This window comes from Pantoea sp. CTOTU50773 (genome assembly GCF_032082325.1).
Classification (GTDB): Bacteria; Pseudomonadota; Gammaproteobacteria; order Enterobacterales; family Enterobacteriaceae; genus Pantoea; species Pantoea communis.
Window position 1 is genome coordinate 1 of record NZ_DAMDQC010000073.1, and the last position, 21,953, is coordinate 21,953.

27 protein-coding genes and 1 tRNA gene are annotated in these 21,953 nt (G+C 53.6%); 9 read left to right on the forward strand and 19 right to left on the reverse strand.

The features are described 5' to 3' along the window. Positions 1-91: 91 nt before the first annotated feature. The 9 genes from ccmI to ccmA are packed head-to-tail and all read right to left on the reverse strand — an operon-like array spanning position 92 to position 7,047. Positions 92-1,303: a c-type cytochrome biogenesis protein CcmI gene (gene ccmI / locus RT340_RS13050; RefSeq protein WP_097116547.1), complete on the reverse strand. Its 1,212-nt coding sequence runs from the start codon at positions 1,301-1,303 to the stop codon at positions 92-94. Then, a complete protein-coding gene (locus tag RT340_RS13055) occupies positions 1,303-1,758 on the reverse strand; it encodes a cytochrome c-type biogenesis protein (protein ID WP_034825179.1) in 456 nt (151 codons plus the stop codon). Before RT340_RS13055 ends, ccmI begins: the two co-directional genes overlap by 1 nt. Beyond that, complete coding sequence (locus tag RT340_RS13060; RefSeq protein ID WP_038645648.1) at positions 1,755-2,312, reverse strand: DsbE family thiol:disulfide interchange protein; 558 nt, start codon at positions 2,310-2,312, stop codon at positions 1,755-1,757. The genes RT340_RS13055 and RT340_RS13060 overlap by 4 nt, the downstream gene beginning before the upstream one ends. Continuing rightward, positions 2,309-4,267 carry a heme lyase CcmF/NrfE family subunit gene (locus tag RT340_RS13065; protein WP_313376401.1) on the reverse strand — a complete coding sequence of 653 codons (1,959 nt, stop codon included), beginning with the start codon at positions 4,265-4,267 and terminating at the stop codon, positions 2,309-2,311. Before RT340_RS13065 ends, RT340_RS13060 begins: the two co-directional genes overlap by 4 nt. Beyond that, complete coding sequence (gene ccmE, locus RT340_RS13070) at positions 4,264-4,749, reverse strand: cytochrome c maturation protein CcmE (protein ID WP_034825185.1); 486 nt, start codon at positions 4,747-4,749, stop codon at positions 4,264-4,266. The genes RT340_RS13065 and ccmE overlap by 4 nt, the downstream gene beginning before the upstream one ends. After that, the gene (gene ccmD / locus RT340_RS13075; protein WP_034825187.1) at positions 4,746-4,979 is read right to left on the reverse strand and encodes a heme exporter protein CcmD; all 234 of its coding nucleotides are present in this window, start codon (positions 4,977-4,979) and stop codon (positions 4,746-4,748) included. The genes ccmE and ccmD overlap by 4 nt, the downstream gene beginning before the upstream one ends. Beyond that, entirely contained in the window at positions 4,976-5,716 is a 741-nt protein-coding gene (locus RT340_RS13080; protein ID WP_034825278.1) for a heme ABC transporter permease, read from the reverse strand. Before RT340_RS13080 ends, ccmD begins: the two co-directional genes overlap by 4 nt. Positions 5,717-5,773: 57 nt before the next feature. After that, the gene (gene ccmB / locus RT340_RS13085; protein WP_313376404.1) at positions 5,774-6,433 is read right to left on the reverse strand and encodes a heme exporter protein CcmB; all 660 of its coding nucleotides are present in this window, start codon (positions 6,431-6,433) and stop codon (positions 5,774-5,776) included. Continuing rightward, positions 6,433-7,047: a cytochrome c biogenesis heme-transporting ATPase CcmA gene (gene ccmA, locus RT340_RS13090; protein ID WP_097116545.1), complete on the reverse strand. Its 615-nt coding sequence runs from the start codon at positions 7,045-7,047 to the stop codon at positions 6,433-6,435. The genes ccmB and ccmA overlap by 1 nt, the downstream gene beginning before the upstream one ends. A 244-nt stretch (positions 7,048-7,291) precedes the next feature. On the opposite strand from ccmA, the gene RT340_RS13095 reads away from it, so the two are divergent. Beyond that, on the forward strand, positions 7,292-8,212 hold the full coding sequence (locus RT340_RS13095) for a formate/nitrite transporter family protein (RefSeq protein WP_097116544.1): 921 nt from the start codon (positions 7,292-7,294) through the stop codon (positions 8,210-8,212). An 86-nt stretch (positions 8,213-8,298) separates the two neighbouring features. Beyond that, a tRNA-Arg gene (locus RT340_RS13100) sits at positions 8,299-8,373 on the forward strand. Between the two features lie 119 nt (positions 8,374-8,492). Here the strand turns inward: RT340_RS13100 and RT340_RS13105 are convergent. The 3 genes from RT340_RS13105 to RT340_RS13115 all read right to left on the reverse strand — a co-directional run bounded on the left by RT340_RS13105 (position 8,493) and on the right by RT340_RS13115 (position 10,253). After that, a complete protein-coding gene (locus RT340_RS13105; protein ID WP_313376407.1) occupies positions 8,493-8,771 on the reverse strand; it encodes a hypothetical protein in 279 nt (92 codons plus the stop codon). 161 nt (positions 8,772-8,932) lie between these two features. Continuing rightward, entirely contained in the window at positions 8,933-9,205 is a 273-nt protein-coding gene (locus tag RT340_RS13110; protein ID WP_160834563.1) for a hypothetical protein, read from the reverse strand. A gap of 172 nt (positions 9,206-9,377) precedes the next feature. Next, complete coding sequence (locus RT340_RS13115) at positions 9,378-10,253, reverse strand: helix-turn-helix domain-containing protein (RefSeq protein ID WP_097116541.1); 876 nt, start codon at positions 10,251-10,253, stop codon at positions 9,378-9,380. Between the two features lie 182 nt (positions 10,254-10,435). Here RT340_RS13115 and RT340_RS13120 point away from each other — a divergent pair, with 182 nt between their 5' ends. Beyond that, positions 10,436-11,335 (forward strand): DMT family transporter, encoded by a 900-nt coding sequence (locus RT340_RS13120; protein WP_097117238.1) that lies wholly within the window; start codon positions 10,436-10,438, stop codon positions 11,333-11,335. A gap of 37 nt (positions 11,336-11,372) precedes the next feature. On the opposite strand, the gene RT340_RS13125 is transcribed toward RT340_RS13120, so the two are convergent. Beyond that, entirely contained in the window at positions 11,373-11,612 is a 240-nt protein-coding gene (locus tag RT340_RS13125) for a hypothetical protein (protein ID WP_034825199.1), read from the reverse strand. Between the two features lie 266 nt (positions 11,613-11,878). On the opposite strand from RT340_RS13125, the gene RT340_RS13130 reads away from it, so the two are divergent. Next, entirely contained in the window at positions 11,879-13,096 is a 1,218-nt protein-coding gene (locus RT340_RS13130; protein ID WP_034825201.1) for an MFS transporter, read from the forward strand. A 284-nt stretch (positions 13,097-13,380) separates the two neighbouring features. Then, positions 13,381-13,530, forward strand: a complete 150-nt coding sequence (locus RT340_RS13135; protein WP_166934934.1) for a hypothetical protein — start codon at positions 13,381-13,383, stop codon at positions 13,528-13,530. A 68-nt stretch (positions 13,531-13,598) separates the two neighbouring features. On the opposite strand, the gene RT340_RS13140 is transcribed toward RT340_RS13135, so the two are convergent. From RT340_RS13140 to RT340_RS13155, 4 genes are all read right to left on the reverse strand, one after another. Further along, positions 13,599-13,880: a lipoprotein gene (locus RT340_RS13140; RefSeq protein WP_038645632.1), complete on the reverse strand. Its 282-nt coding sequence runs from the start codon at positions 13,878-13,880 to the stop codon at positions 13,599-13,601. 256 nt (positions 13,881-14,136) lie between these two features. Beyond that, a complete protein-coding gene (locus tag RT340_RS13145) occupies positions 14,137-14,940 on the reverse strand; it encodes a hypothetical protein (protein WP_058959045.1) in 804 nt (267 codons plus the stop codon). Positions 14,941-14,949: 9 nt separating this feature from the next. Beyond that, positions 14,950-15,402, reverse strand: a complete 453-nt coding sequence (locus RT340_RS13150; protein ID WP_313376414.1) for a universal stress protein — start codon at positions 15,400-15,402, stop codon at positions 14,950-14,952. A gap of 7 nt (positions 15,403-15,409) precedes the next feature. Then, the gene (locus RT340_RS13155) at positions 15,410-16,195 is read right to left on the reverse strand and encodes an IclR family transcriptional regulator (protein WP_313376417.1); all 786 of its coding nucleotides are present in this window, start codon (positions 16,193-16,195) and stop codon (positions 15,410-15,412) included. 150 nt (positions 16,196-16,345) lie between these two features. Between RT340_RS13155 and RT340_RS13160 the strand changes: the two genes are divergently transcribed. From RT340_RS13160 to ypdK, 3 genes are all read left to right on the forward strand, one after another. Continuing rightward, on the forward strand, positions 16,346-17,947 hold the full coding sequence (locus RT340_RS13160; RefSeq protein WP_313376419.1) for an MFS transporter: 1,602 nt from the start codon (positions 16,346-16,348) through the stop codon (positions 17,945-17,947). A gap of 5 nt (positions 17,948-17,952) precedes the next feature. Then, positions 17,953-18,981 (forward strand): HlyD family secretion protein, encoded by a 1,029-nt coding sequence (locus RT340_RS13165; RefSeq protein WP_313376421.1) that lies wholly within the window; start codon positions 17,953-17,955, stop codon positions 18,979-18,981. Positions 18,982-19,183: 202 nt separating this feature from the next. Continuing rightward, positions 19,184-19,258 (forward strand): membrane protein YpdK, encoded by a 75-nt coding sequence (ypdK, locus tag RT340_RS13170; RefSeq protein ID WP_100701370.1) that lies wholly within the window; start codon positions 19,184-19,186, stop codon positions 19,256-19,258. Between the two features lie 40 nt (positions 19,259-19,298). Here the strand turns inward: ypdK and alaC are convergent, their stop codons facing one another. Next, on the reverse strand, positions 19,299-20,534 hold the full coding sequence (gene alaC / locus RT340_RS13175; RefSeq protein WP_313376423.1) for an alanine transaminase: 1,236 nt from the start codon (positions 20,532-20,534) through the stop codon (positions 19,299-19,301). 118 nt (positions 20,535-20,652) lie between these two features. Continuing rightward, positions 20,653-21,177: a GNAT family N-acetyltransferase gene (locus RT340_RS13180; protein WP_313376425.1), complete on the reverse strand. Its 525-nt coding sequence runs from the start codon at positions 21,175-21,177 to the stop codon at positions 20,653-20,655. 457 nt (positions 21,178-21,634) lie between these two features. Between RT340_RS13180 and RT340_RS13185 the strand changes: the two genes are divergently transcribed. Then, positions 21,635-21,953, forward strand: a 319-nt coding sequence (locus RT340_RS13185; protein ID WP_313376431.1) for a LytS/YhcK type 5TM receptor domain-containing protein, incomplete at its 3' end; no start/stop codon positions are given.

Consider the following 21,953-nt stretch of genomic DNA (forward strand, 5'->3'; position numbering starts at 1 on the left):
GCACATCCCACCAGCAGCAAGCTGGCCAGCGCCAGACCGGTCAGGCGGTTATTCATTCTTATCTCCCTGTGCGGTTGAATAATGTATCGCTTCAGGGCTGCTGTTGATTAATCTCCACAGCCAGTTGCTGATGACCATCCCAGGGGGTGATCGCGCTTAAGCCAAACCAGTCTCCCGACTGAGGATTGGCGCTACCATCGCGCGATATACGCACCCTGACCTGCACCTGATGCTGCGCCGAAAGCAGGCGATCGGGCATCATGGCGTTGCTGTCATCCAGCGTGAGCGATAACGGGAAATGGCTCAGCGGTAAACGCTTCACAGCCACAGGCACCGGTGAAACACCGTCAGACACAGAAATATACAACACTCCGCCTTGCGGTAACATTTTTTCTGCCTGCGGAGTTAAACTCACCGTCAATGCCAGGTGACTATTTTGCTGTCCCGCATCAGTTTTCGCTTGTTCAATGCTGCGCTCTATCATGGTAATGCGCTTGTCACCCGCGGGCAGAAGCTTCAGCATCACCTGCCAGGCACCAATCGCTTGATCATATTGCTGCTGCTCAAAAGCATTAAATGCCAACAAGCTCAGGGTGCGCACGTTGCTATGATCGCGTTTTAGCAGATCTTTCAGCATCACATTGGCCTGGCGGTTGTCCTGCGGATCGCTGGAGCGCGTCAGGACTTCGGCATAATCCTGCTGCAGTTCCAGATTATCAGGTGCCAGTTGCAATGCGCGCTGGAAGGCCTGACTGGCATTCGTCGCGTTATTCAGCACCATGCCAAGGCGGCCCAGCATCGTCCAGTCATTGAGGTTTTGCGGATCGTCTTGCAGAGCGGTGCGCAACCCTAATTGTAGGCGAGCCAACTCTTCCATGGTTAAGGGCGCCGCTTTGGGATCCATCACACGGGCGCGCAACTGGGGGTATTCCTGCTGCACGCTAACCCAACCGGCCAGTTGCGCCAGTCCACCTGTCTTCAGGTAAAAGCCAACCGACACCAGCAACAATACAATCAGTCCCGGCAATAGCACCCAACGGCTACTGCTATGGATGCGCGCGGCGTGCTCGTTCGGCACATCGGTGAGCAGCGTTTGTTGCAGTTCACGCACCATCTCCGGGCGCTCGGCAACCACGCCTTCCTCTTCATCACGCGCTAATTCGCGCAGGCGCTGCTGGTAGAAATCGGTATTCAGACGATCGCGATCGCCGCTAGTGGCTTGACGTTGACGCCAGCCTGCACTGAGAAACAGCGCCGAGGCCGCCACCAGCAAAATAATCAGGGTAATCCAGAATCCAGTCATTACGGCTTCCCGTCACGCTTAAGAATCGCCGCAAGGCGCTGTTGTTCATCGTCGTCGAGATCGCTACGGGTTTTCCCCCGGCGATTGCGCAGAATAATAATCAAGCCGCCCAGCACCACAAACAGCGCCGGCCCCACCCACAAAATCAGCGTTGAAGGGGTAACCGGTGGTTCATAGGTGACGAAGTTGCCGTAGCGCGCCACCATGTAATCGATGATCTGCTGGCGACTTTGGCCCTGCTTCATCAGCTCATACACTTTCAGACGCATGTCCGCGGCAATCATCGCATTGGAGTCGGCAATGCTGTTGTTCTGACACTTAGGGCAACGCAGTGAACCGGTGAGATCGCGGTACTGCTCTTCCTGCTGTACCGAATCGAACTGGTAAGTATCAATGGCAGCCCACAGGCTGGTGCTGAGCAGAATGCCTGCGATTAACAAAAGAAGCCGTTTCACGCACCGGCCCCCTTGCTGTATTTATCCCAGAGTGGTTTCACTTCTTCGTTCCACACGCGATCATTCATATCCCCCGCATGGCGATAACGAATAATACCGTGGCCGTCGATTAGGAAGGTTTCGGGCGCACCGTAGACGCCGAGATCCAGACCTAACATGCCGTCACCGTCATACAGGCTGAGCGCGTAAGGGTTGCCCAGCGTGTTCAACCAGGTGACCGCTTTGGTGCGATCATCTTTGTAGTTCAGCCCGACGACGCGAATGCCCTTCTCGGCCAGCGTGTTGAGATACTGATGCTCAGCACGGCATGTCGGGCACCAGGTGGCCCAGACATTGAGCAGGATCGGTTTGCCGTCGGTCAGAACTTGCTGATCATAGATTTTGCCCGGCTTATCGAGCGCTTCCAGTTTGAAAACCGGTACCGGCTTACCAATCAGCGCCGATTCCAGACGCGTGGGATCATCCCCATTAGCGTTGCGAGACAACTGCCACAACAGCGCGGCCGCCAGCAGCAGAAACAGCACTAACGGGATGAACAGGATTTTCTTGCTCATGCCAGCTCCTCCTGCTGCGCTTTTTTGCGCGAACGATAACGTGGGTCCAGCAGGCACACTAGGCCGCCGACCGCCATAAACACGCCGCCGAACCAAATCCAGCGCACGAACGGTTTGTAATAGATGCGCACCGCCCAGGAACCGTCATCCAGCTCTTCGCCCAATGCCGCGTAGAGATCGCGAGTGAAACCACCGCTGATTGCCGCTTCGGTCATCATGGTACGGGCTGCGGTATAGAACCGTTTTTCAGCATGCAGTACCGCTTCAAATTTTCCGTCACGCGTCACATCGATAATGGCGACACCGCCGCTGTAGTTCGGTCCCTGCAAATTGTGTACGTCGCGGAAAATGAAGTGATAGTTGTGGATATCCACGGTATCGCCTGACTTCATGCGCACATCGCGCTCAACGCTGTACTGAGTGCTAAAAGCAATACCCACCACTGTTACGGCAACGCCTAAATGACCCAGCACCATGCCCCAATGGCTGCGGGTTAAATGACGCAGACCTTTGAAGAAGCTGTGGCGATGGGTAGCGCGCTCGTGCAGTTCCATCAGCGTCAGCAGAATCACCCAGATCGCCATCAGCAAGCCAATCACTGTCATCGCTTCAATGCGGTCCTGCAGCAGCCACGGCAGCGCGATCGACAAGATCAGTGTGACCAGCAAACCGACACCCAGGCGTTTCCACAACTTCTGCGGCTCATCGCGACGCCAGCGCACCAGCGGCCCAATGCCGAGCATCAGAGCGAATGGTGCCATCAACCAGGTAAACATGGTGTTGAAGAAGGGTTCGCCGACAGAAATACTGCCCAGTCCAAGCTGCTTATGGACTAACGGCAACAACGTGCCCAGCAGCACCACCAGCATGGCCGCAATTAACAGCACATTATTACCCAACAGGAAGGATTCGCGTGACCAGGCTTCGCTCTGCACGCGGCTGCGCACCTTGCCACCTTTGATGGCATAAAGTAGCAGCGAGCTACCAATCACGATCACCAGGAAGGCGAGAATGAACATGCCGCGCGCCGGATCGGAAGCAAATGAGTGCACTGACACCAGCACGCCTGAACGCACCAGGAAAGTGCCCAGCAGGCTTAATGAGAATGCCGTGATCGCCAGCAGCACCGTCCAGGATTTGAAGCTACCACGTTTTTCTGTCACCGCTAGCGAGTGCATCAACGCCGTACCGGCCAGCCATGGCATGAACGAAGCATTCTCGACCGGATCCCAGAACCACCAGCCGCCCCAGCCCAGTTCGTAATAGGCCCACGCAGAACCGAGCACGATACCAATGGTCAGGAAAACCCAGGCTGCGGTGGTCCACGGGCGTGACCAGCGCGCCCATGCGGTATCGAGGCGCCCTGCCATCAATGACGCAATTGCAAACGCAAATGCCACCGAGAAACCGACATAGCCCATGTAAAGCAGAGGCGGATGGAAAATCAGCCCGATATCCTGCAGCATCGGATTGAGGTCGCTGCCATCAACCGGGAAGTTCGGCAGGGTTCGGGTAAACGGATTCGAGGTGAGCGTAATAAACAGCAGGAAGCCGAGATTGATCATCCCCATGACTGACAACACGCGCGCCAGTGCATCCTGCGGCATGCCGCGACTGAAAATCGCGACGGCTACCGTCCAGGTGCTGAGCAACAGCACCCACAGCAGCAGTGAACCTTCATGCGCGCCCCAGGTGGCCGCGATGCGGTAGTAAACCGGCAGTAGGGTGTTGGAGTTGGTGGCGACATAGGCCACGCTGAAATCGTTAACGATAAACGCATGTACCAGCACCACGAAGGCGGCAACGATACAGGCGAACATGCCCCACGCCAGCGGACGTGCCATCGCCATCAAACGTGCATCCTGACGCGTTGCGCCCCACAACGGATAAATACTTAATAGCAGCGCGAGTCCCAGCGCCAGGCAAAGCAGAAAGCTGCCAATTTCCGGCATCATGATTGAGCACCTGCCTGCTGATAAGTCGCTGCAGGTCCTGTGTGGTTTTTCTTCATCGCATCTTCAATTTCTGGCGGGGTGTATTTTTCGTCATGTTTTGCCAGCACTTCTTTGGCATTGACCAGGTTGCCGCTTTCCAGCACGCCCTGCGCCACCACGCCCTGCCCTTCACGGAACAGATCCGGCAAGATGCCTTCGTAACTTACGCTGATCACGCCGTTGGCGTCATACAGCTTGAAAGAGACAGCCAGCGTTTTCGGATCGCGCTTCACGCTGCCAGGCATCACCATGCCGCCGACGCGCAGACGTTGCCCGGTTTCCGGCATCTGATGCGCTTCACCTTTGCCGTACAGAATTTCACTCGGGGTGTAAAACAGGTCAATGTTGGAACGCAGCGCATACATCACCAGCGATGTGGCCAGGCCTAAGCCGACCAAAATCGCGACCACCACATACAGGCGGTTACGACGACGGATATTCACACGGTTTCTCCTGCTGCTTCACTGGCAGCTTTTTTCGACTTGGCCGCGCGAATGCGGCGCTCCCTGGATTGACGCTGGCGAATTTCTGCCAGCAAACGGCGGCGGAACAACAGGGTATGCAGCACCAGACCGAATAAAGGGATTAACGTGAGGATGACGGCGAGCCAGACATAGAAGGCATAGCCGCCCATGGCGAAGAAGTCGCTCCATGATGAGAAAGCCGGTGTCATGCTTTGCGCCCTCCCTGAGCCACATCGATCGCCCATGGACGATGGCGCTCGCTGAACAGGATCAGGTTACGCAGGCGCATTAGCGTCAGCGCGCCAAACACCAGCAGATAACCGAGAATGGCCCAACGCAGCGGCGTCCGCATACTCGGCGCAATTGCCTGCTGCAAAATGCCTGACGATCCCTGATGCAGGGTGTTCCACCACTGTACCGAGAAGTGGATGATGGGCAAGTTAACCACGCCCACCAGAATCAGAATGCCTGCGGCACGACCGGCGGTGCGACGATCCTCAAACGAGTGATAGAGCGCAATCACGCCCATATAGATGAACAGCAGCACCAGTTCCGAGGTTAGGCGCGCATCCCAAATCCACCAGGTGCCCCACATCGGTTTGCCCCAGGCGGAACCCGTCACTAACGCGATAAAAGTAAACACCGCACCAATAGGCGCCATCGCTGCCGAAACCAGATCCGCCATCTTCATCTGCCACACCAGGCCGATAAACGCGGCAATCGCCATGGATGCGTAAACGCCCATTGACCACATCGCGGCTGGCACGTGAATGTACATAATACGGAAGCTGTTGCCTTGCTGATAATCGGCCGGTGCAAAGCCGAAGCCCCACACCCAACCAAGCAGCAGCGTTGCCACGCCAAGCACGGCGAACCACGGAATTAAGCGACCGCATAGCTGGTAAAGCCGCTCAGGCTTTGCCCACTGGTGTAACCATTTCCACATTTGCATAGCTCACAATAAAAAAGAATTCGGATACCGGCGGCTCTGGGGCAGCACGGATTAATACAGACTAATGCGCAAAGCCGCGGCAGTTGCGAACGGCGAAAGTGTTGCGCTCACTGCCAGTATCGCGCCAAGAATTGCCAGATAGCCTCCGATCGGCAATCCCTGACCGGCGGCATCGATGGCCGCGCTGGCAAAGATCAGAACAGGTATCGACAACGGCAATACCAGTAAACTCAGAAGTACGCCGCCACGCCGCAGCCCAACGGTCAGACCGGTGCCAATCGCACCAAGAAAACTCAAGGTTGGCGTGCCGAGTAAAAGCGTCAGCGCCATCGCGCGCCAGCCAGCAAAATCCAGTGACAGCAGGAGTGCCGCCAGAGGCGACAGTAAAATCAGTGGCAAGCCCGTAATCAGCCAGTGAGCAATCACTTTTCCCAGCACCGTGACGGGCAACGGTGTCGGTAGCAAAAGTAGTTGCTCCAGCGAACCATCCAGAAAATCATCACGGAACAGTCGTTCAAGCGCCAGCAGTGAGGCTAACAATGCCGCAACCCACGCCACGCCTGGCGCAATGCGCGCCAGTTGCTGAGGATCCGGCCCGATACCTAACGGAAACAGCGTGATAACAATCAGGAAAAACCACAGCGGGTTAATCACCTCGGCACCGCTGCGAAATGCAATTTTCAACTCACGCTGAATCACGCGACCTAACATCAAACCCACTCCGAGATGAGGCGGATTTTGCGCACGCGTTCACTCTCATCAGGCAAATCCTGATGGGTAGTCAAAATCACTGCGCCTCCGTTATCGGCATGTTCAGCGAAACGCGCCATTAATTTTTCCACGCCGCCTTTATCAATGGCCGTGAGCGGTTCATCCAGAATCCAGATTTTTGCCGGGCTGAGCCACAGGCGAGCCAGGGCTACACGCCGTTGCTGCCCTGCGGACAACTGCGCAACCGGCACCTCTTCATATCCCAGCAAGTTCACCTGCTCCAGCGCGTCGAAAATCACTTCTTCATCACGATCGCCGTGCCAGAAATGCAGGTTTTCCAGAGGTGAGAGTACCGACTTCACACCAGGATGATGGCCAAGATAGAGCAAGTTTTGATGCCATATTTCGCGCTGCTGACGAATCGGCTGCGATTGCCACATCACCTCGCCCTCTTCTGCCCGGCTTAATCCAGCCAGCAGACGCAGCAGTGAGGTTTTTCCTGCCCCGTTAGGGCCTTCAATTTGCACAATGTCACCCGGTTGCACCTGGAAGCTCAGACCATGAAACAGGGTTCGCTCATCACGAACGCATGAGAGATTAATGACTTCGAGCATGAAAGAGGGAATCGCAGCTGTGAAATAAGGCGGGGATAATACCACAATGAATCTGTGGGCCGAAGTCTGTGAGGTAGCTCTCACTTCCCCCAAAGGGGGTATTCGTGCGCATCAGATCAAGGAATTGCGCAAAAAATCGCCTCAGTTAAAATCTTGTTACTCTTAAATTGAATCTTCGTAACATTTCGCTCTTGATAAAACCGTCTACGCTTATTACGCGTTAGCATTATCACCAGGGGAAAACATGAAGCAATCACCATCCATTTCAGAACATGACAATGATGTCGAGAGCGACGAAAAGGACCAGGGGAAAGAGATAGAAGTGGATGAAGATGCCCTGCCCTCACGGGCTGCTGCCATTCATGAAGAGATCCGCCAGGATGGCGAGAAAGAGCTAGAGCGCGACGGCATGGCCTTATTATGGTCTGCCGTGGCTGCGGGGCTCTCCATGAGCGCTTCGCTGATGGCCAAAGGGATTTTCCATGTGCATTTGGCCGATGTGCCAGGCGGTTTCCTGCTGGAGAATCTGGGTTATACCTTCGGCTTTGTCATCGTCATTATGGCGCGCCAGCAACTGTTCACTGAGAACACGGTTACCGCCGTATTACCGGTGATGCACAAACCCACCGGCGGTAATTTTATGCTGTTATTTCGTCTGTGGGTCATAGTGCTGGCAGGAAATTTGATCGGTACGGCGCTCGGCGCATTGGCGTTTAATCATATGCCGATTTTTGACGAGGCAACTCGCCAGGCCTTTACCGTGATCAGCGAAAAGGTGATGGACAACTCCCCCAGCGAAATGTTTGCCAATGCCGTGATTTCAGGTTGGATTATCGCCACCATGGTCTGGATGTTCCCTTACGCGGGAGCAGCCAAAATCGTGGTGATCGTGATGATGACCTGGCTGGTGGCGCTTGGAGATTTGGCCCATATCGTGGTGGGTTCAGTAGAAGTGCTGTATCTGGTGTTTGCCGGCACACTGCCCTGGCAGGAGTTTCTCTGGCCGTTTGCGCTGCCTACCCTGCTGGGAAATATCACCGGCGGCACGTTGATTTTTGCACTGATTAGCCATGCGCAAATTCGCAACGATATGAGCGAGGCGGCGAAGGCCAAAGCGAAGGCGGAACAGAAGCGCAAAGAGAAAGCGCAGAAGAAACAACAGTGATCTGTGGCACGACATTGTTGATAGATTGAGCAAACAGGATTTACACGGTTAAATTCTGCTGGTCGGTACGCTATACTGCGCGCCGCGTCTCCTTAGTTAAATGGATATAACGAGCCCCTCCTAAGGGCTAGTTGCAGGTTCGATTCCTGCAGGGGACACCATATAGCCGTTCGCTGCCCTCCTCATCCCCCTTTATATCAGGCAATCGCCGAATCATTGGCACGCAAAGATTTTCGATGAGCGGCGGTGGGTTTAACTAAACCAAGACGGCTACGGGTCTTCATGAGAAATAGAAATGCGCTATCAACTTGTAGGCCGAAGTGCCAATAGCGATTAAGGCTGGAACACCGAGTAAAGCAGCCAACTTCGCTTCAGAGATCTTTTTATCAACTGCATCTGTCAAAGGCTTTTTAGCGAGTGACTCTTTGAGACCTTCTAGTTTTTCAAGCACGGCAGCCATGTTTCTATCGATTGATTTTACATCGGCCTTTAGCTCTTCAACGTCACGTCTAATATGACTGACGTCAGATTCAAGTTTTACAACGCGCACTTCAAGCATGTTTCCTCCAGCCTGGTAACTATAATTCTGATCATAAGCAATGCCATCCCCAGGCAGAAATCTACTCCTGGTAAACATGCGAATCTGAATGGACGTAGGATGTGACGAAGGGCAGCTTGCAGTGTTCATCATTCCCTCATATTGGCTTTAGGTCTAATCCCTCAAAACAGCCAGCGCGCTATACCCAAGCTGAGTCCAGCTGCGCTCATTATTCCACCCAGGATCCATTTGGTTTGTTTGGTCATCTCTATGTGAATTTTGGCGATCTCTACATGAGTTTTAGCGATTTCCTGATGTAAATCGGCTTTCGTTACGTAGTCAGACTTGATCACCGCCAGGTCGGTTTTCACCGTTTCCATATCGGTTTTCAACGTTTTAATATCTGCCTTCATTTCAAATACATCGGCTTCAAGCTTTGAAACGCGCATTTCCATCGTTACCACTCCGCATAAGTTAAACATGTAATTATTACATCAAAAACAACATGTTAATGGATGGCATTGTATCTAAGGCTAAGAAAAGTTCATCACAATTAGCATGAGAGTGAATGAATCTGATACGTTTCTCGAAGGTAGAAACTGGCTGTTTCAGGTAATTACAGCGGAATCAAAGCTGGTGCGCGTTTTGGCGCCATGCGGAAGGGGTGACACCATGCAACTGGCGGAAACGGTTACTGAAGTGACTGGAAGAGTGGAAACCGCAACGCAGCGCGATCTCAGTTAACGGCAGAGCGCTGAACTTTAGCAGTTGCAGTGCGGTATCCATACGACGACGCATCACGAACTGATGTGGCGCTTCGCCCACGCTGCTGCGGAACATGCGAGCAAAGTGATACTCACTCAATGAAGCTTCCGCAGCTAATTGCGCCAGCGTCAACGGCTGATCCAACTGTGCATCAATAAAAGCCAACACGCGCCGCAATACCGCGGGGGCTAATCCGCCGCGCACCTGTGGCGCCTGCCACTGCACTTCACTGTAGCGCTGCAAAAGATGCGTCATTAACAACGTTGAGGCACTGCTCAGCATCAATTGATTGGCGGGTTGCTGCCAGTCAACGCTCAGCAGGAAATGGCGATAAAGTTGCGTGATGCGATCGTCGTCGGCAAAGATCTTTTCATGCAGGTTAAGTTGGGCGGGGCTGCGATCCCAAATCTGTTCGCCAAGATGACGCAAGTGCTCGTCAGTACAGTAGAGATGTACGAACGACAAATCGGCGCGTAAATCCCAGGTGGATTCAATACCAGAAGGCATCAGGCAGAAGCGATCCGGACCACCGCCGTTGCGCCAACCATGCTGAGTTTTATGCCAGGTGTCATAGCCGTCAGCGGTATACAGGCTGAGCGTATGGTGATCGCTAAGATTAGTGACACGATCGCCACTATTAAACCAGGCCGCCAACTTGATGCCACCCGAAAGCTGCACGCTATCGCGCAATTGCGCTTTATGGCGCTGCAGCATGTCGAAGGTTTGATAATCGGGCATCAAAGGCATCCACTCACAAGTTAATAACGCACAGTTTACGGATCTCCACGGCCAGAAAACAGGCCAACGCGGGACATCCGTGTAAAAAGCGCAAGATTTTGCAATTCGCGCGCAACCGCGTGCAAGCAGATGGCCATCATGATCGTCACACTTCAGGCAATGATTTTGCTGGAGAGAATGCGATGAACATTATGTTGTACCTTGCGGTGGTGTTGATTTGGGGCACGACCTGGATTGCGATATTCCTGCAACAAGAAGCGGCTAACACGCCGGTTCTTGTTGCAGTATTCTGGCGCTTTTTGCTGGCCTCAATACTGATGCTGGTGATCCTGAAACTGATTAAACGTCTGCGCCCGCTGGATAAGCAGGATCACCTTTTCTGCTTAATGCAAGGCTGTTGCGTATTTGGCTTCAACTTCGTTTGTTTCTATCATGCGGCAGCGTGGATCAGCAGTGGCCTGGAATCGGTCATCTTCTCCATGGCCGTGCTGTATAACGCGCTCAACAGCTGGATCTTTTTCCGTCAGCGCCCACCGTTTCGCCTGTTGCCCGCGGCCGTGCTTGGTTTGGGGGGAATTGTTGCCTTGTTCTGGAATGACATTCAGGCAGCACACCCGGCTCCGCAACTGCTGTGGGGCGTTGGGCTGAGCGCGTTGGGCACGCTTGGATTCTCTTTGGGTAACATGATTTCGACTCGCCATCAGCGCCGTCAACGTGATGTGCTAACCACCAACAGCTATGCCATGTTATATGGTGCAATTGTTATGGCAATCATCGCACTATTGAATGGCGATTCATTAGCGCCTGCGCTGAATTTGCAGTGGCTTGGTTCGATGAGTTATCTGGCCATTTTTGGCTCTGTGCTGGGATTTGGCGCTTATTTCACGCTTGTCGGCCGTATCGGAGCCAGCCAGGCCGCCTACTGCACACTGCTTTTCCCATTGGTGGCACTGACGTTGTCGACCATTTATGAGGGATATCAGTGGCACAGCAATGCCATCGTGGGTCTGTCGATGATTCTGATGGGGAATATGGTGATGTTTGTGCGCTGGCCCACGGCACGCAAATTACGCCTGGCCTGAATAGCGAGAGCGGGCATTGCGCCCGCTCTTTGGTCCTCTAGCGCCAGCCCTGAACGCCGATATTGAGCTGGTGAGGTTTATTGATGGCTTTTCTGGCAATCCAGTAAAGCAGAACGCGTTCATCATCTCTGTCGCGATCGGCCATAGCCAGTAATTTCAGCGACAGCGTGGATTTATTCACAGGCTGATGCTCATCGCTTAACTCGATCACCGCCTGACCGATGATGCAGCAAACTTCATCCTCGCTTGACGCGGATTCATATGCTCGGTCTGTCATATTTCCTCCTATTGAGTGAATCTTAAGCCTGGCAAAAAACTGTCATCTTGCAGGGAAATCGGTACGCTTATAACACCCGGTTACACATGCTTACCCATGGCAACCGCTACGCTTAAATTGACATCACTGTGACCCAATGCCATTCATACCCGTATTACTGCATTTCATTCCTTCATCCTGTCTCTTGATGCCCTGCTTCGCCCCACGCGCGCGTAAGCTGCCTATTATCGCTGCAGATTCCGCATTCCCTGAGGGGAGAGATAAAAATGAAAACAGAACTATCCGCGCAGTTGCAGCGCACCCGCATGCTTACCCTTATCGGCACCATCATCACTCAGTTTGCACTGGGTTCGGTTTACACCTGGAGCCTGTTTAACGGCCAGTTGGCGCATAAGCTTGATGCGCCAATCAGTCAGGTTGCCTTCTCGTTTGGTTTACTCAGCCTGGGCCTGGCGATTGCATCGTCACTGGCGGGAAAATTACAGGAGCGCTTTGGTGTGCGTAACGTCACCATCGGCGCCGGGATTTTAATGGCGATTGGCTTTTGGCTGACCGCTCATGCCGATAACCTGATGATGCTGTATCTCAGCGCCGGCATCCTGGTCGGTTTAGCGGATGGCGCAGGATACCTGATGACGCTGTCAAACTGCGTGAAGTGGTTCCCGGAGCGCAAAGGATTAATCTCCGCCTGCTCGATTGGTGCTTACGGTTTAGGTAGCCTCGGCTTCAAATTTATCTGTGGCGCGCTGCTCAGCACTTACGGTCTGGAGAACACCTTTATGATTTGGGGTGTGCTGGCGATGAGTATGATCATTGTGGGTGCGCTGATGATGCGTGATGCCCCTATCCAGCAAAGCAGCGGTAACGCGAAAGTGCTGGAAAAAGATTACACGCTGGCGCAATCCGTACGCTTGCCACAGTACTGGATGCTGGCACTGATGTTCCTCACTGCCTGCATGAGCGGACTGTATGTGATTGGCGTGGCGAAAGACATCGGCGAAGGGATGGTCCATTTGACCACGCAAACCGCTGCTAATGCCGTGACTGTCATCGCGATTGCTAACCTGAGTGGCCGTCTTATTCTCGGCGTACTCTCCGATAAAATGGCACGTATTCGCGTCATTTCACTGGCACAGATCGTTTCACTGGTGGGCATGAGCATTTTGTTGTTTACCCGGATGAATGAAACCACCTTCTTCCTGTCACTGGCCTGTGTTGCCTTTAGCTTTGGTGGCACCATCACCGTGTTCCCTTCCCTGGTCAGCGATTTCTTTGGTCTTAATAATCTGACGAAAAATTACGGGCTGATTTACCTGGGATTCGGTATCGGCAGCGTGATGGGTTCACTGGTGGCTTCTGTGTTTGGTGGTTTTACCGTGACCTTCAGCTTGATCATGACACTGCTGGTGATTTCACTGGTGTTGTCGCTCAGCATCCGTCTGCCAAATCGTCAAAACGTGACTGAACCTTTGCTGCATAATTAATCTCAACAGATGCCGCATCACTGTGCGGCATCTATTTTCTCCATCTTTTCTGCGTAATGTTTTAAGAGTTGAGAACGGCTGTTATTTAGGATTGCTTTTCAGACTATTCGCGTTATTATCATCAGGCATTCGGTTTTATCTGATTGGTTTATTTCCCGCCTTGACGTTTTTAGCTTTAAATTGACATATCTGGCAATAGATCCAGAAATAACTCTACATTTACTGCATCTTCACTCCACTTTTCCCCGGTAATCTGGCTTCATTGGAAAAGAGGAGGACTCTCCATGAAAACACTTATTAAAGCGGCTTCGGTTGTTGCCATTATGACGATGTTGAGTGGTTGTATCGTTCATGACGGATATGGTCGCGGACCGGGCTGGGGCCACGGTGGCGGCTGGCATCATGACCATGGTTATCATGGTCGCCATTGGTAATTGGGCAAAGCACACACAGCACATAATAAAAAAAACAAAAAGGGCGGGAATTTATCCCGCCCTTTCTTTTAGCTTTTTACCGCGTAATTACATTGATACCAGGCTTTCTTTAATCCGGGCAGATGGCTGTCCTGTGCTGGCAGCGATTCCACTTTATCAAATCCACGCTGGTTACAATAATTCGCCAGATCGACTTCCATCGCATCTTTATTCAACGTTTGCGGGTCATAACGATATTGCACGGTATTTGAGCTTTTATCTTCATCGACACGTTCAAATCCACCGGGTTTGCTGACACTACAACCGGCCAGCATAAAAAGCGCGAGTGCGCTAATAAGCATTTTTTTCATTAGGGTGTCCTCTTCCAGGCGAAGCAGTCTAAATGCCTATGCCGCACGCATCTATAGGAAACTGGCGCGAAATAGTCATTTTTAAAAAGTTTTTACCAATCAAATCAATAAAACCAAACGGTTTTTCATATCACTTAACCGATGCCATGATGCTTTCGAACAGCACGAAGTCTGTACCACACCAGGTGACACGAGAAAAAAAAACGGAAAGTGACCTTTATGCCCGCGCTGAGCGGGCTTTTTTTTACGCGTAAACCTAACCGGTAAGGCTGACCATCTTACGCAAAAGGTTGGCGGACTGTTTGGCAGGCAATGCGAGAATGCCGCTGTAAAGATCAATCGACATGGCACACATGGCGCTGCGATCAACGGCAGTATCAGCAGGCATGTTGAGTTGCTGAAGTTTATCACCCCACTTGCCGTAAAGTTTCTCCACGACGCTCTGCAAATCACGTTGTGCGCCCTGCTGATCGATCGGTCGCTCTTCGCCTGTGCTGTTTTTCAAGAGCATATCTAAAGCCAGGGCATCTCGCTGGTACAGCGTCGGTGACAGCGCTTGTTGCAAATTGATGCCGCCATTTACCTGCGGGTAAAGGAAGCGGAAGCAGCGTTGTGGCTCCGGCTGCTGCAGTGCCTGCATCTCCTGCACTGACACACGCAAATAATTGAGCAGCGTCTCGTCATCTGCACGCGCCATACGCTGATTAACCAGATCCATCAGCCATCCACGTAACTCGCCCAGCGCCTGGTCAGCAGGCACGCCTTCCATACGCTTGTGCAGTAACTCGCGATTAAGCATTTGCCACAGCGCCGGCTCCTGTGTTTTGAGCTGACGATAGCCGGGTGCGAGGCTTAACTGATTTGCCACCTCGCTTTCCAGCGCCTGTCGCTCCTGACGTGGATGTAACCAGCTAAACCACAGCATGTTCGCCAGGATTAACGGCAGTAAAAACAGCACTAACCCCTGCCATAAGCGGAGTGCCGTGGTGCGGATCAGAACGATGATAATCACCGCCAGCAGCGCAAACGCCGCCAGCGTGATAGGTAAGAGGGAAAACATGGAGCGTGATTAATCCTTGCGAACGTCAATCAGAACCGGGCAGTTGGCGCGCTCAATCACAGCCGCACTCACCGAACCTTTAAGTAAGCGATTAAAAGGAGAAAGATGACGGCGACCGATGATGATCATGCTGGCCTTCAGTGCATTGGACTGCGCCACAATGGTTTCCGCGGCTTCACCGGCCAGAGTCAAACCTTTGGCAGCCACACCGGCACGCAGTAGCGGGGCCAGCGCGTGACGCACCACCATTTCAGCGGTATTTTGTTCATCTTTTGCCGCGACGAAATCATCTGGATCTTCGCCCGCATCGATTTCGATCGGCTGATTGCAGGAGGAATAAGCGGGATCAACACAGCACAACACCGTGACCTGAGCCTGTTGCGCCAGCGCCTGTTCAATGGTTAACGCGATGACTTTTTCTGCCACCGGTGAATTATCAATGGCCATCAGCAAGGTTTTCATCAGTTGGTTATCCTTCCACAGCGGTCATTTTGCCAATTTCGCGAATCAGCGCCTCTTTGCATTTCATGATTTCATCACGATAACGCGCTTCCTGTTTATGAAAACGCGCCGTCGGCACCAGCAGCGAAATGGAGAAGCGACCGAATAGCGTGTCAATCGCCACCGCCATGGTGGAAATTCCTTCCAGTGTTTCGCCACGATCAATGGCCAGACCGCTGTTACGCACCTCAGTAATCAGCTCCAGCAGTTGTGGCAAAGTTTTCACCGTCATTTCGGTCAACTCTTTATACGCTTCGCCGACCATCACGCGCACATCTTCATCACTTTCCAGTGCCAGCAGTGCACGACCGCCTGAAGTGCTGTAGAGCGGGAGATTCAAACCGATGCGTGGCACCACGCGCAATTCCCGGGATGCCACCACATAGTGAACAATCGCTAACTGCGTGCCACTGGCGCGTGCCAGCGAAACGGTTTCGTTGATGTCGGCTGAGAGTTGTTCCAGAAACGGACGGACGATTTCGACCACATCACTGTGCACGCTGGAGATCAGCTTGAGCAGTGCCGGTCCCAGACGAAGCCCGCCCGCCCCGCTGCTGCGCACCAGTTGCGCGCTATCCAGCGCGGCGATAATACGCTGTACCGTTGAACGTGGCAGATCAACCACCTGCGCAATTTCGCCCAGACTCATGCCGCCCGGATGTTCACCCAGCGCATTCAGAATTTTTGCCGCACGCGCGATGACCTGAATGCCACCCGCTTTTTCATCCTCACGGCTTGAGGGAAGTTCAACCATTGTGCGTTCCTTTTTGGCCTGCCCTACTTTAGCGCGAATGACCGCACTTTTACACCCTGTATCACATTGCAATACATCATACCGAGATGTAAGATGCGACATGTATCACATCGCAATACACTGCATCAATAATAAAACGAGACACCTGTTATGAACGCCCAGCCTGTTGCGGCTCCGGCTCCCCATCCGTTTACCCTGCGCCTGGCGCTGGGATTGGTTGGCGTGCTGATTGCTGCGCTCACCTCCGGATTAAATGACCGCGTGACGGATATTGCGTTGGCGGATATCCGTGCCGCCATCGGCATTAGCTACGATCAAGGCAGCTGGATCATTTCCGCTTATCAGGCGGCAGAAGTGGCCGCGATGATGATCGCGCCGTGGTTTGCCGTGACCTTTTCCCTGCGTCGTTTTGCTCTGACGGTTTCCGCTGGCTTTATGCTGTGCGGTTTGCTGCTGCCTTTAATGCCGAACGCCACGCTGTTTATTGCGCTGCGCCTGATTCAGGGTCTGTTTGGCGGTGCATTGCCACCGTTACTGATGACCGTGGCACTGCGTTTTCTGCCGCCGCCGATCAAACTTTATGGCCTTGGTGCCTACGCGCTAACCGCCACCTTTGGTCCCAATCTCGCCGCCACGCTCGCCGCTTTCTGGACCGATGAAGTGAGCTGGATGTTCGTGTTTTGGCAAGTTATCCCGTCAATGCTGATCGCCATGCTGTTGATTGGCTGGGGCTTACCGCAAGACCCGCTGCGCTTCGAGCGTTTTAAGCAGATAGACCTGTTCGGCATGCTGACCGGTTGCTCAGGCATGGCGCTGCTGATTCTGGCGCTGACGCAAGGGGAACGCCTTGACTGGCTCAGTTCACCGCTGTTTGCGGCGCTATTATTGAGCGCGCTGGCATTGCTGACTGTGTTCTTTATTAATGAATGGTTTCACCCGTTGCCGCTGTTCAAATTGCAGATGCTGCGCCGTCACAATCTCGCACACGGTTTGCTGGCGCTGGCGGGCGTGTTGATTCTGTCGCTTTCCGGATCCGCGCTGCCCTCCGCCTATCTTGGCCAGGTAGAAGGTTTTCGCACACTGCAATTCGCGCCGCTGGCGTTAACCATCGGCTTGCCGCAATTACTGATCGCCCCACTGGTGGCAGCACTGCTCAATATCCGCTGGATTGATTGCCGCTGGATGCTAACTGCTGGCGTGACGCTGCTGGTGATCTCCTGCCTGATGGGCATGAACATTACCAGTGACTGGGCGCGACAGAATTTCTGGGTCATCCAAATTTTGCAGGCTTTCGGTCAACCGATGGTGATTCTGCCGGTGTTGATGAGCGCCACCAGCGTGGTTGCGCCACCGGAAGGCCCATTTGCCTCCGCGATGTTCAATACGGTGCGCGGTTTCTCCAGCATTGCCGCCAGCACCCTGGTGGAATGGTTTATCAGCCACCGGGAACAGTTTCACTCCAGCGTGCTGGTGGGCAATGCCGCCAGTCGCCCCTGGCTGATGACCGCGCCCAGCAGCGCCCAATCCAGCAGCAGCTTTCCTTTATTACCGGATGGCAGCGCCAGTAGCGCAGAGAACCTGAGCGGTTTCGCGACACTGCTGAAGCATCAGGCGATGGTGCTCAGCCTGAGTGACTGCTACCAAATGCTGATTGGTTTCGCCGTCCTGCTTTTACTACTGACTGCCTGGTTGCCAAAACGTGTCTGGCCGCCACAAACCCTGATTCAACCTGTTACGACGACGTCGAGATAACTGATATGCAAGCTTTTGCCTTGAAAAGAACGGTGCTGTTGAGTGCCCTATTAATCGTGTTGCTGGCCATGGCCTTTTTTGTCTGGTCATCAATGACCGGCAACGATCATCGCACTGATGATGCCTATGTAAATGCGGATTACACCCTGGTGGCACCGAAAGTGTCCGGCTATATCGCCAGTGTGAATGTGCAGGATAACCAGCGAGTAAAAGCGGGCGAACTGCTGGCCACGCTTGACGATCGCGATTACCGCGTGGCGCTGGAAACGGCGCAGGCGAAGTTGCAGGTCAGCGATGCCAAACGCCTGAGCAGCCAGGCTCAACTGGAGCAGCAGCAATCAACCATTGATGAAGCCAAAGCGACCCTGGCGGCGAGCCAGGCGTCTGCGCAATACGCAGGACAGAGTGCGGCGCGTTATAACCAGCTGTATAAAAGCGGCACCATTGCCGCAGATGAGCAGCAGAAAGCCAGTTCAACCCAACGTTCAGCGTCTGCTGCTGTGCGCCAGAGTGAAGCTGCACTGGCTGCATCGATGAAACAGGTTAGTGTGTTACAAGCGGCCGTGCGTCAGGCAGAGGCCGATGTGACAGCAGCGCAGGCCAGCGTGGATCAGGCGAAGTTGAATCTCTCTTATACGCGGATTGTGGCACCGGTAGACGGTATGGTGGGTCAGCGTTCGGTGCGATTGGGCGCTTACGTTAGCGCCGGAACGCGTTTGCTGGCGGTGGTGCCCTTGCAGCAAACCTATATCACCGCCAACTATCTCGAAACTCAGCTGGCCGATGTGCAGCCGGGACAGAGAGCGGTGGTGAGAGTCGATGCGCTGCCTGGCAAGACCTTTACCGGTCATGTTGACAGCATTGCACCGGCGACGGGCGCGACCTTCTCCGCCATTTCACCGGACAATGCCACCGGTAATTACACCAAGGTGGTGCAGCGTTTACCGGTGAAAATTGTGCTGGATGCCAACCAACCCGATTTGGCGCAACTGCGTGTGGGCATGTCCGCGATACCGGAAATTGACGCCCGATGAAAATGTGAGCAATCTCTCAGAACTGGCCTATTTATTTTCGGATCGATTGCGCGTAAATTAGCGCTCGATCCTGTTCTGAGTTCGCTTGGAACCACCTGAGAAGAAAGCGTGCAGCGGTTATGAACTTCACCTTTCTCTTATTCTGTTCGGGTTACGCTGGAGTGGGATCACCAGCATGGTAACCGCTCAGAGGAGTCGTTTTGTGAGATATGCTTTGATGGGAGTTTCTTTCTTCCTGTTAATCTGGGTAGGCACTTTCGTGCTGATGCTCAAATAAATCCTGCCAGGCGGGGCGACCAAAGTCGCCCTTCTTAGTTTTACTCTTCTTCTTCCAGCGCTTTTACCGTTCCCGGCAATATACCATCCGCACGGAACATGGCTTTGATGCCACGTACCGCCTGACGAATACGATCGCTGTTTTCAATCAGAGCAAATCGCACATGGGTATCACCGTAGTCACCAAAGCCGATGCCCGGTGAGACGCACACTTTGGCTTCCTGCAGCAGCAGTTTGGCAAACTCCAGCGAACCGAGATGCGCATAGTGATCGGGAATTTTCGCCCAGACGTACATTGAGGCTTTTGGCAGATCGACCATCCAGCCCGCTTCATGCAGCCCTTTCACCAGCACATCGCGACGGCGTTTATACTGCTCGGCGATATCACGCACGCATTGCTGATCACCTTCGAGTGCGGCAATCGCCGCGACCTGCAGCGGGGTGAAGGTGCCGTAATCGTGGTAGCTTTTGATACGCGCCAGCGCGGATACCAATTCTTTGTTACCCACCATAAAGCCGATACGCCAGCCTGCCATGTTGTAGCTTTTCGACAGGGTGAAGAATTCCACCGCTACGTCGCGCGCACCCGGCACCTGCATAATCGACGGCGCTTTCCAGCCATCATAGGTGATGTCAGCGTAAGCCAGATCGTGGATGACCAGCACGTTGTACTGTTTCGCCAGCGCAATTACACGTTCGAAGAAGTCGAGTTCGACGCACTGTGAAGTGGGATTCGAAGGGAAGCCGAGGATCATCATCTTCGGTTTCGGATAACTTTCGCGGATAGCGCGTTCCAACTCGTTGAAGAAGTCAACGCCTGCCACCAAGGGTACGGAACGCACTTGCGCACCGGCGATCACCGCGCCGTAGATGTGAATCGGGTAGCTAGGATTGGGCACCAGGACGGTGTCGCCATGGTCGAGCGTCGCCAGCATCAGGTGCGCCAGCCCTTCTTTGGAACCGATGGTGACAATGGCTTCTGATTCGGGATCGATCTCCACCTGATAGCGATCTGCGTACCAGCGCGAGATGGCGCGACGCAGGCGAGGAATGCCTTTCGAGGTGGAGTAACCGTGCGTATCGTCGCGTTGCGCTACCTGACAGAGTTTTTCCACGATGTGTGGCGGCGTGGGTCCATCCGGATTCCCCATTGAGAAATCGATGATGTCTTCGCCGCGCCGACGCGCAGCCATCTTCAATTCAGCGGTGATGTTGAATACATACGGGGGAAGGCGTTCAATACGCGAGAAACGACGGGGTGTGCTGTTATCAGCCATGATGTCCTCTGGTTTACGTAGGCGCCCGGACCGTCCGAGCGACGCTGGTCACTGCGGTGACCGAGGTAAGAACATAACGCGCTGATAACAGAATTGTCGAGAGCAACAGAATATTTTTTTAATGTTGCGGATTCAGGCGACCCAGCACCCAATCGTTTACCCATTGGTCGTTTAGCAGATAATTATCCCGTAGAGTGCCCTCAAGTGTGAAACCATTCTTTTCCAGAATGCGTCGGGACGGCCAATTCCCCTCTATGACCAGCGCTTTGAGTTTATGAAATTCTGCCTGTAGCAAGAAGTCGCACAGTGCCTTGAGCGCTTCACTGCCATAGCCGTTTCCGGTGAAGCGATGGCAGAGCATGTAGCCGACCTCAGCTTGCCGATAAGGCTGCCATTCGGCACTGCATCCAAACAGGCCGATAGGTTCATTGGTTTCGCACAGGCGTGCCACCAGGCACAGCATGTGGAAGCTGGTGACTTGCCAGGGCGCGAGGCGTTCGGTGAAGCGCTGGCGTATGTCGTTTTCGTCAGGGATTTCACTGACCCAGGTCATGGTGCCGGGATCTTCGTGTACGGCTTTGAAGATTTGCCAGTCTTCGGGTTGTAAGCGTGTCAGGGACAAGCGAGGGGTAAGAAGTTGCATTGCTGCGCTCCGCGAAATAACTCATGGCAACATAGCAAACCGCGTGATTTACAACCAGCGTTCTGCGTAGGGATTACTAATCCTCTTTTTGTTACTCAAGTTTTCCTCTTTTTGGGGAGTGTTGGGGATTTTGGGAGTTGGGAGTTGAGTTGATAGTCGCTGTTGGTTGGGTGCCAGGGCCAGAACGGGCCAGCCCTATCGCAAAGACAACACGCATCCCTGCAGATCGGCTGGGCCATCCGTGGCCCAGCCGCTTTGCTCTTCGGGCTGGCCCGTTCTGGCCTCGAGCTGAATGCGTTGCTGTTTTAAAACACCAGTGAGAATTTGGCCGGAAAATTGATCTAAACCATGAGAAGCGTTTTGCGGGTGTCGCGGCGCTGGCAGATCTTGATCACATTTTTTATCATAACCTCACCCTGGTTCACTCCGAGAGATGCCCTTGCCTTCCCACTTCGACATGCTGCTGGCGGTATTTGACCGCGCTGCGCTGATGCTGATTTGTCTGTTCTTCCTTACCCGCACGCGGGTATTCCGTCAGCTGCTGCAAAAAGATGAGCATTCGATCAAAGAGAAAGTGGTGGTGACGGCGATGTTCTCGCTGTTTGCCCTGTTCATTACCTGGTCGCGCATTAACGTGGATGGTTCGCTGCTGAACCTGCGGGTGATTGCGGTGATGTCCGGCGGCATTCTGTTTTGCCCTTGGGTTGGTAACGCTACCGGGGTGATCGCGCGCATCCATCGTTATCTGATCCATATGGATGGCGTAACGGCTCTGC

Coding starts and splice junctions, on each gene's coding strand:
- ccmI (WP_097116547.1), bottom strand. CDS start 1,303: ATGACTGGATTCTGGATTACCCTGATTATTTTGCTGGTGGCGGCCTCG.
- RT340_RS13060 (WP_038645648.1), bottom strand. CDS start 2,312: ATGAGCAAGAAAATCCTGTTCATCCCGTTAGTGCTGTTTCTGCTGCTG.
- RT340_RS13065 (WP_313376401.1), bottom strand. CDS start 4,267: ATGATGCCGGAAATTGGCAGCTTTCTGCTTTGCCTGGCGCTGGGACTC.
- ccmD (WP_034825187.1), bottom strand. CDS start 4,979: ATGACACCGGCTTTCTCATCATGGAGCGACTTCTTCGCCATGGGCGGC.
- RT340_RS13080 (WP_034825278.1), bottom strand. CDS start 5,716: ATGTGGAAATGGTTACACCAGTGGGCAAAGCCTGAGCGGCTTTACCAG.
- ccmB (WP_313376404.1), bottom strand. CDS start 6,433: ATGTTAGGTCGCGTGATTCAGCGTGAGTTGAAAATTGCATTTCGCAGC.
- ccmA (WP_097116545.1), bottom strand. CDS start 7,047: ATGCTCGAAGTCATTAATCTCTCATGCGTTCGTGATGAGCGAACCCTG.
- RT340_RS13095 (WP_097116544.1), top strand. CDS start 7,292: ATGAAGCAATCACCATCCATTTCAGAACATGACAATGATGTCGAGAGC.
- RT340_RS13105 (WP_313376407.1), bottom strand. CDS start 8,771: ATGCTTGAAGTGCGCGTTGTAAAACTTGAATCTGACGTCAGTCATATT.
- RT340_RS13110 (WP_160834563.1), bottom strand. CDS start 9,205: ATGGAAATGCGCGTTTCAAAGCTTGAAGCCGATGTATTTGAAATGAAG.
- RT340_RS13115 (WP_097116541.1), bottom strand. CDS start 10,253: ATGCCCGATTATCAAACCTTCGACATGCTGCAGCGCCATAAAGCGCAA.
- RT340_RS13120 (WP_097117238.1), top strand. CDS start 10,436: ATGAACATTATGTTGTACCTTGCGGTGGTGTTGATTTGGGGCACGACC.
- RT340_RS13125 (WP_034825199.1), bottom strand. CDS start 11,612: ATGACAGACCGAGCATATGAATCCGCGTCAAGCGAGGATGAAGTTTGC.
- RT340_RS13130 (WP_034825201.1), top strand. CDS start 11,879: ATGAAAACAGAACTATCCGCGCAGTTGCAGCGCACCCGCATGCTTACC.
- RT340_RS13135 (WP_166934934.1), top strand. CDS start 13,381: ATGAAAACACTTATTAAAGCGGCTTCGGTTGTTGCCATTATGACGATG.
- RT340_RS13140 (WP_038645632.1), bottom strand. CDS start 13,880: ATGAAAAAAATGCTTATTAGCGCACTCGCGCTTTTTATGCTGGCCGGT.
- RT340_RS13145 (WP_058959045.1), bottom strand. CDS start 14,940: ATGTTTTCCCTCTTACCTATCACGCTGGCGGCGTTTGCGCTGCTGGCG.
- RT340_RS13150 (WP_313376414.1), bottom strand. CDS start 15,402: ATGAAAACCTTGCTGATGGCCATTGATAATTCACCGGTGGCAGAAAAA.
- RT340_RS13155 (WP_313376417.1), bottom strand. CDS start 16,195: ATGGTTGAACTTCCCTCAAGCCGTGAGGATGAAAAAGCGGGTGGCATT.
- RT340_RS13160 (WP_313376419.1), top strand. CDS start 16,346: ATGAACGCCCAGCCTGTTGCGGCTCCGGCTCCCCATCCGTTTACCCTG.
- RT340_RS13165 (WP_313376421.1), top strand. CDS start 17,953: ATGCAAGCTTTTGCCTTGAAAAGAACGGTGCTGTTGAGTGCCCTATTA.
- alaC (WP_313376423.1), bottom strand. CDS start 20,534: ATGGCTGATAACAGCACACCCCGTCGTTTCTCGCGTATTGAACGCCTT.
- RT340_RS13180 (WP_313376425.1), bottom strand. CDS start 21,177: ATGCAACTTCTTACCCCTCGCTTGTCCCTGACACGCTTACAACCCGAA.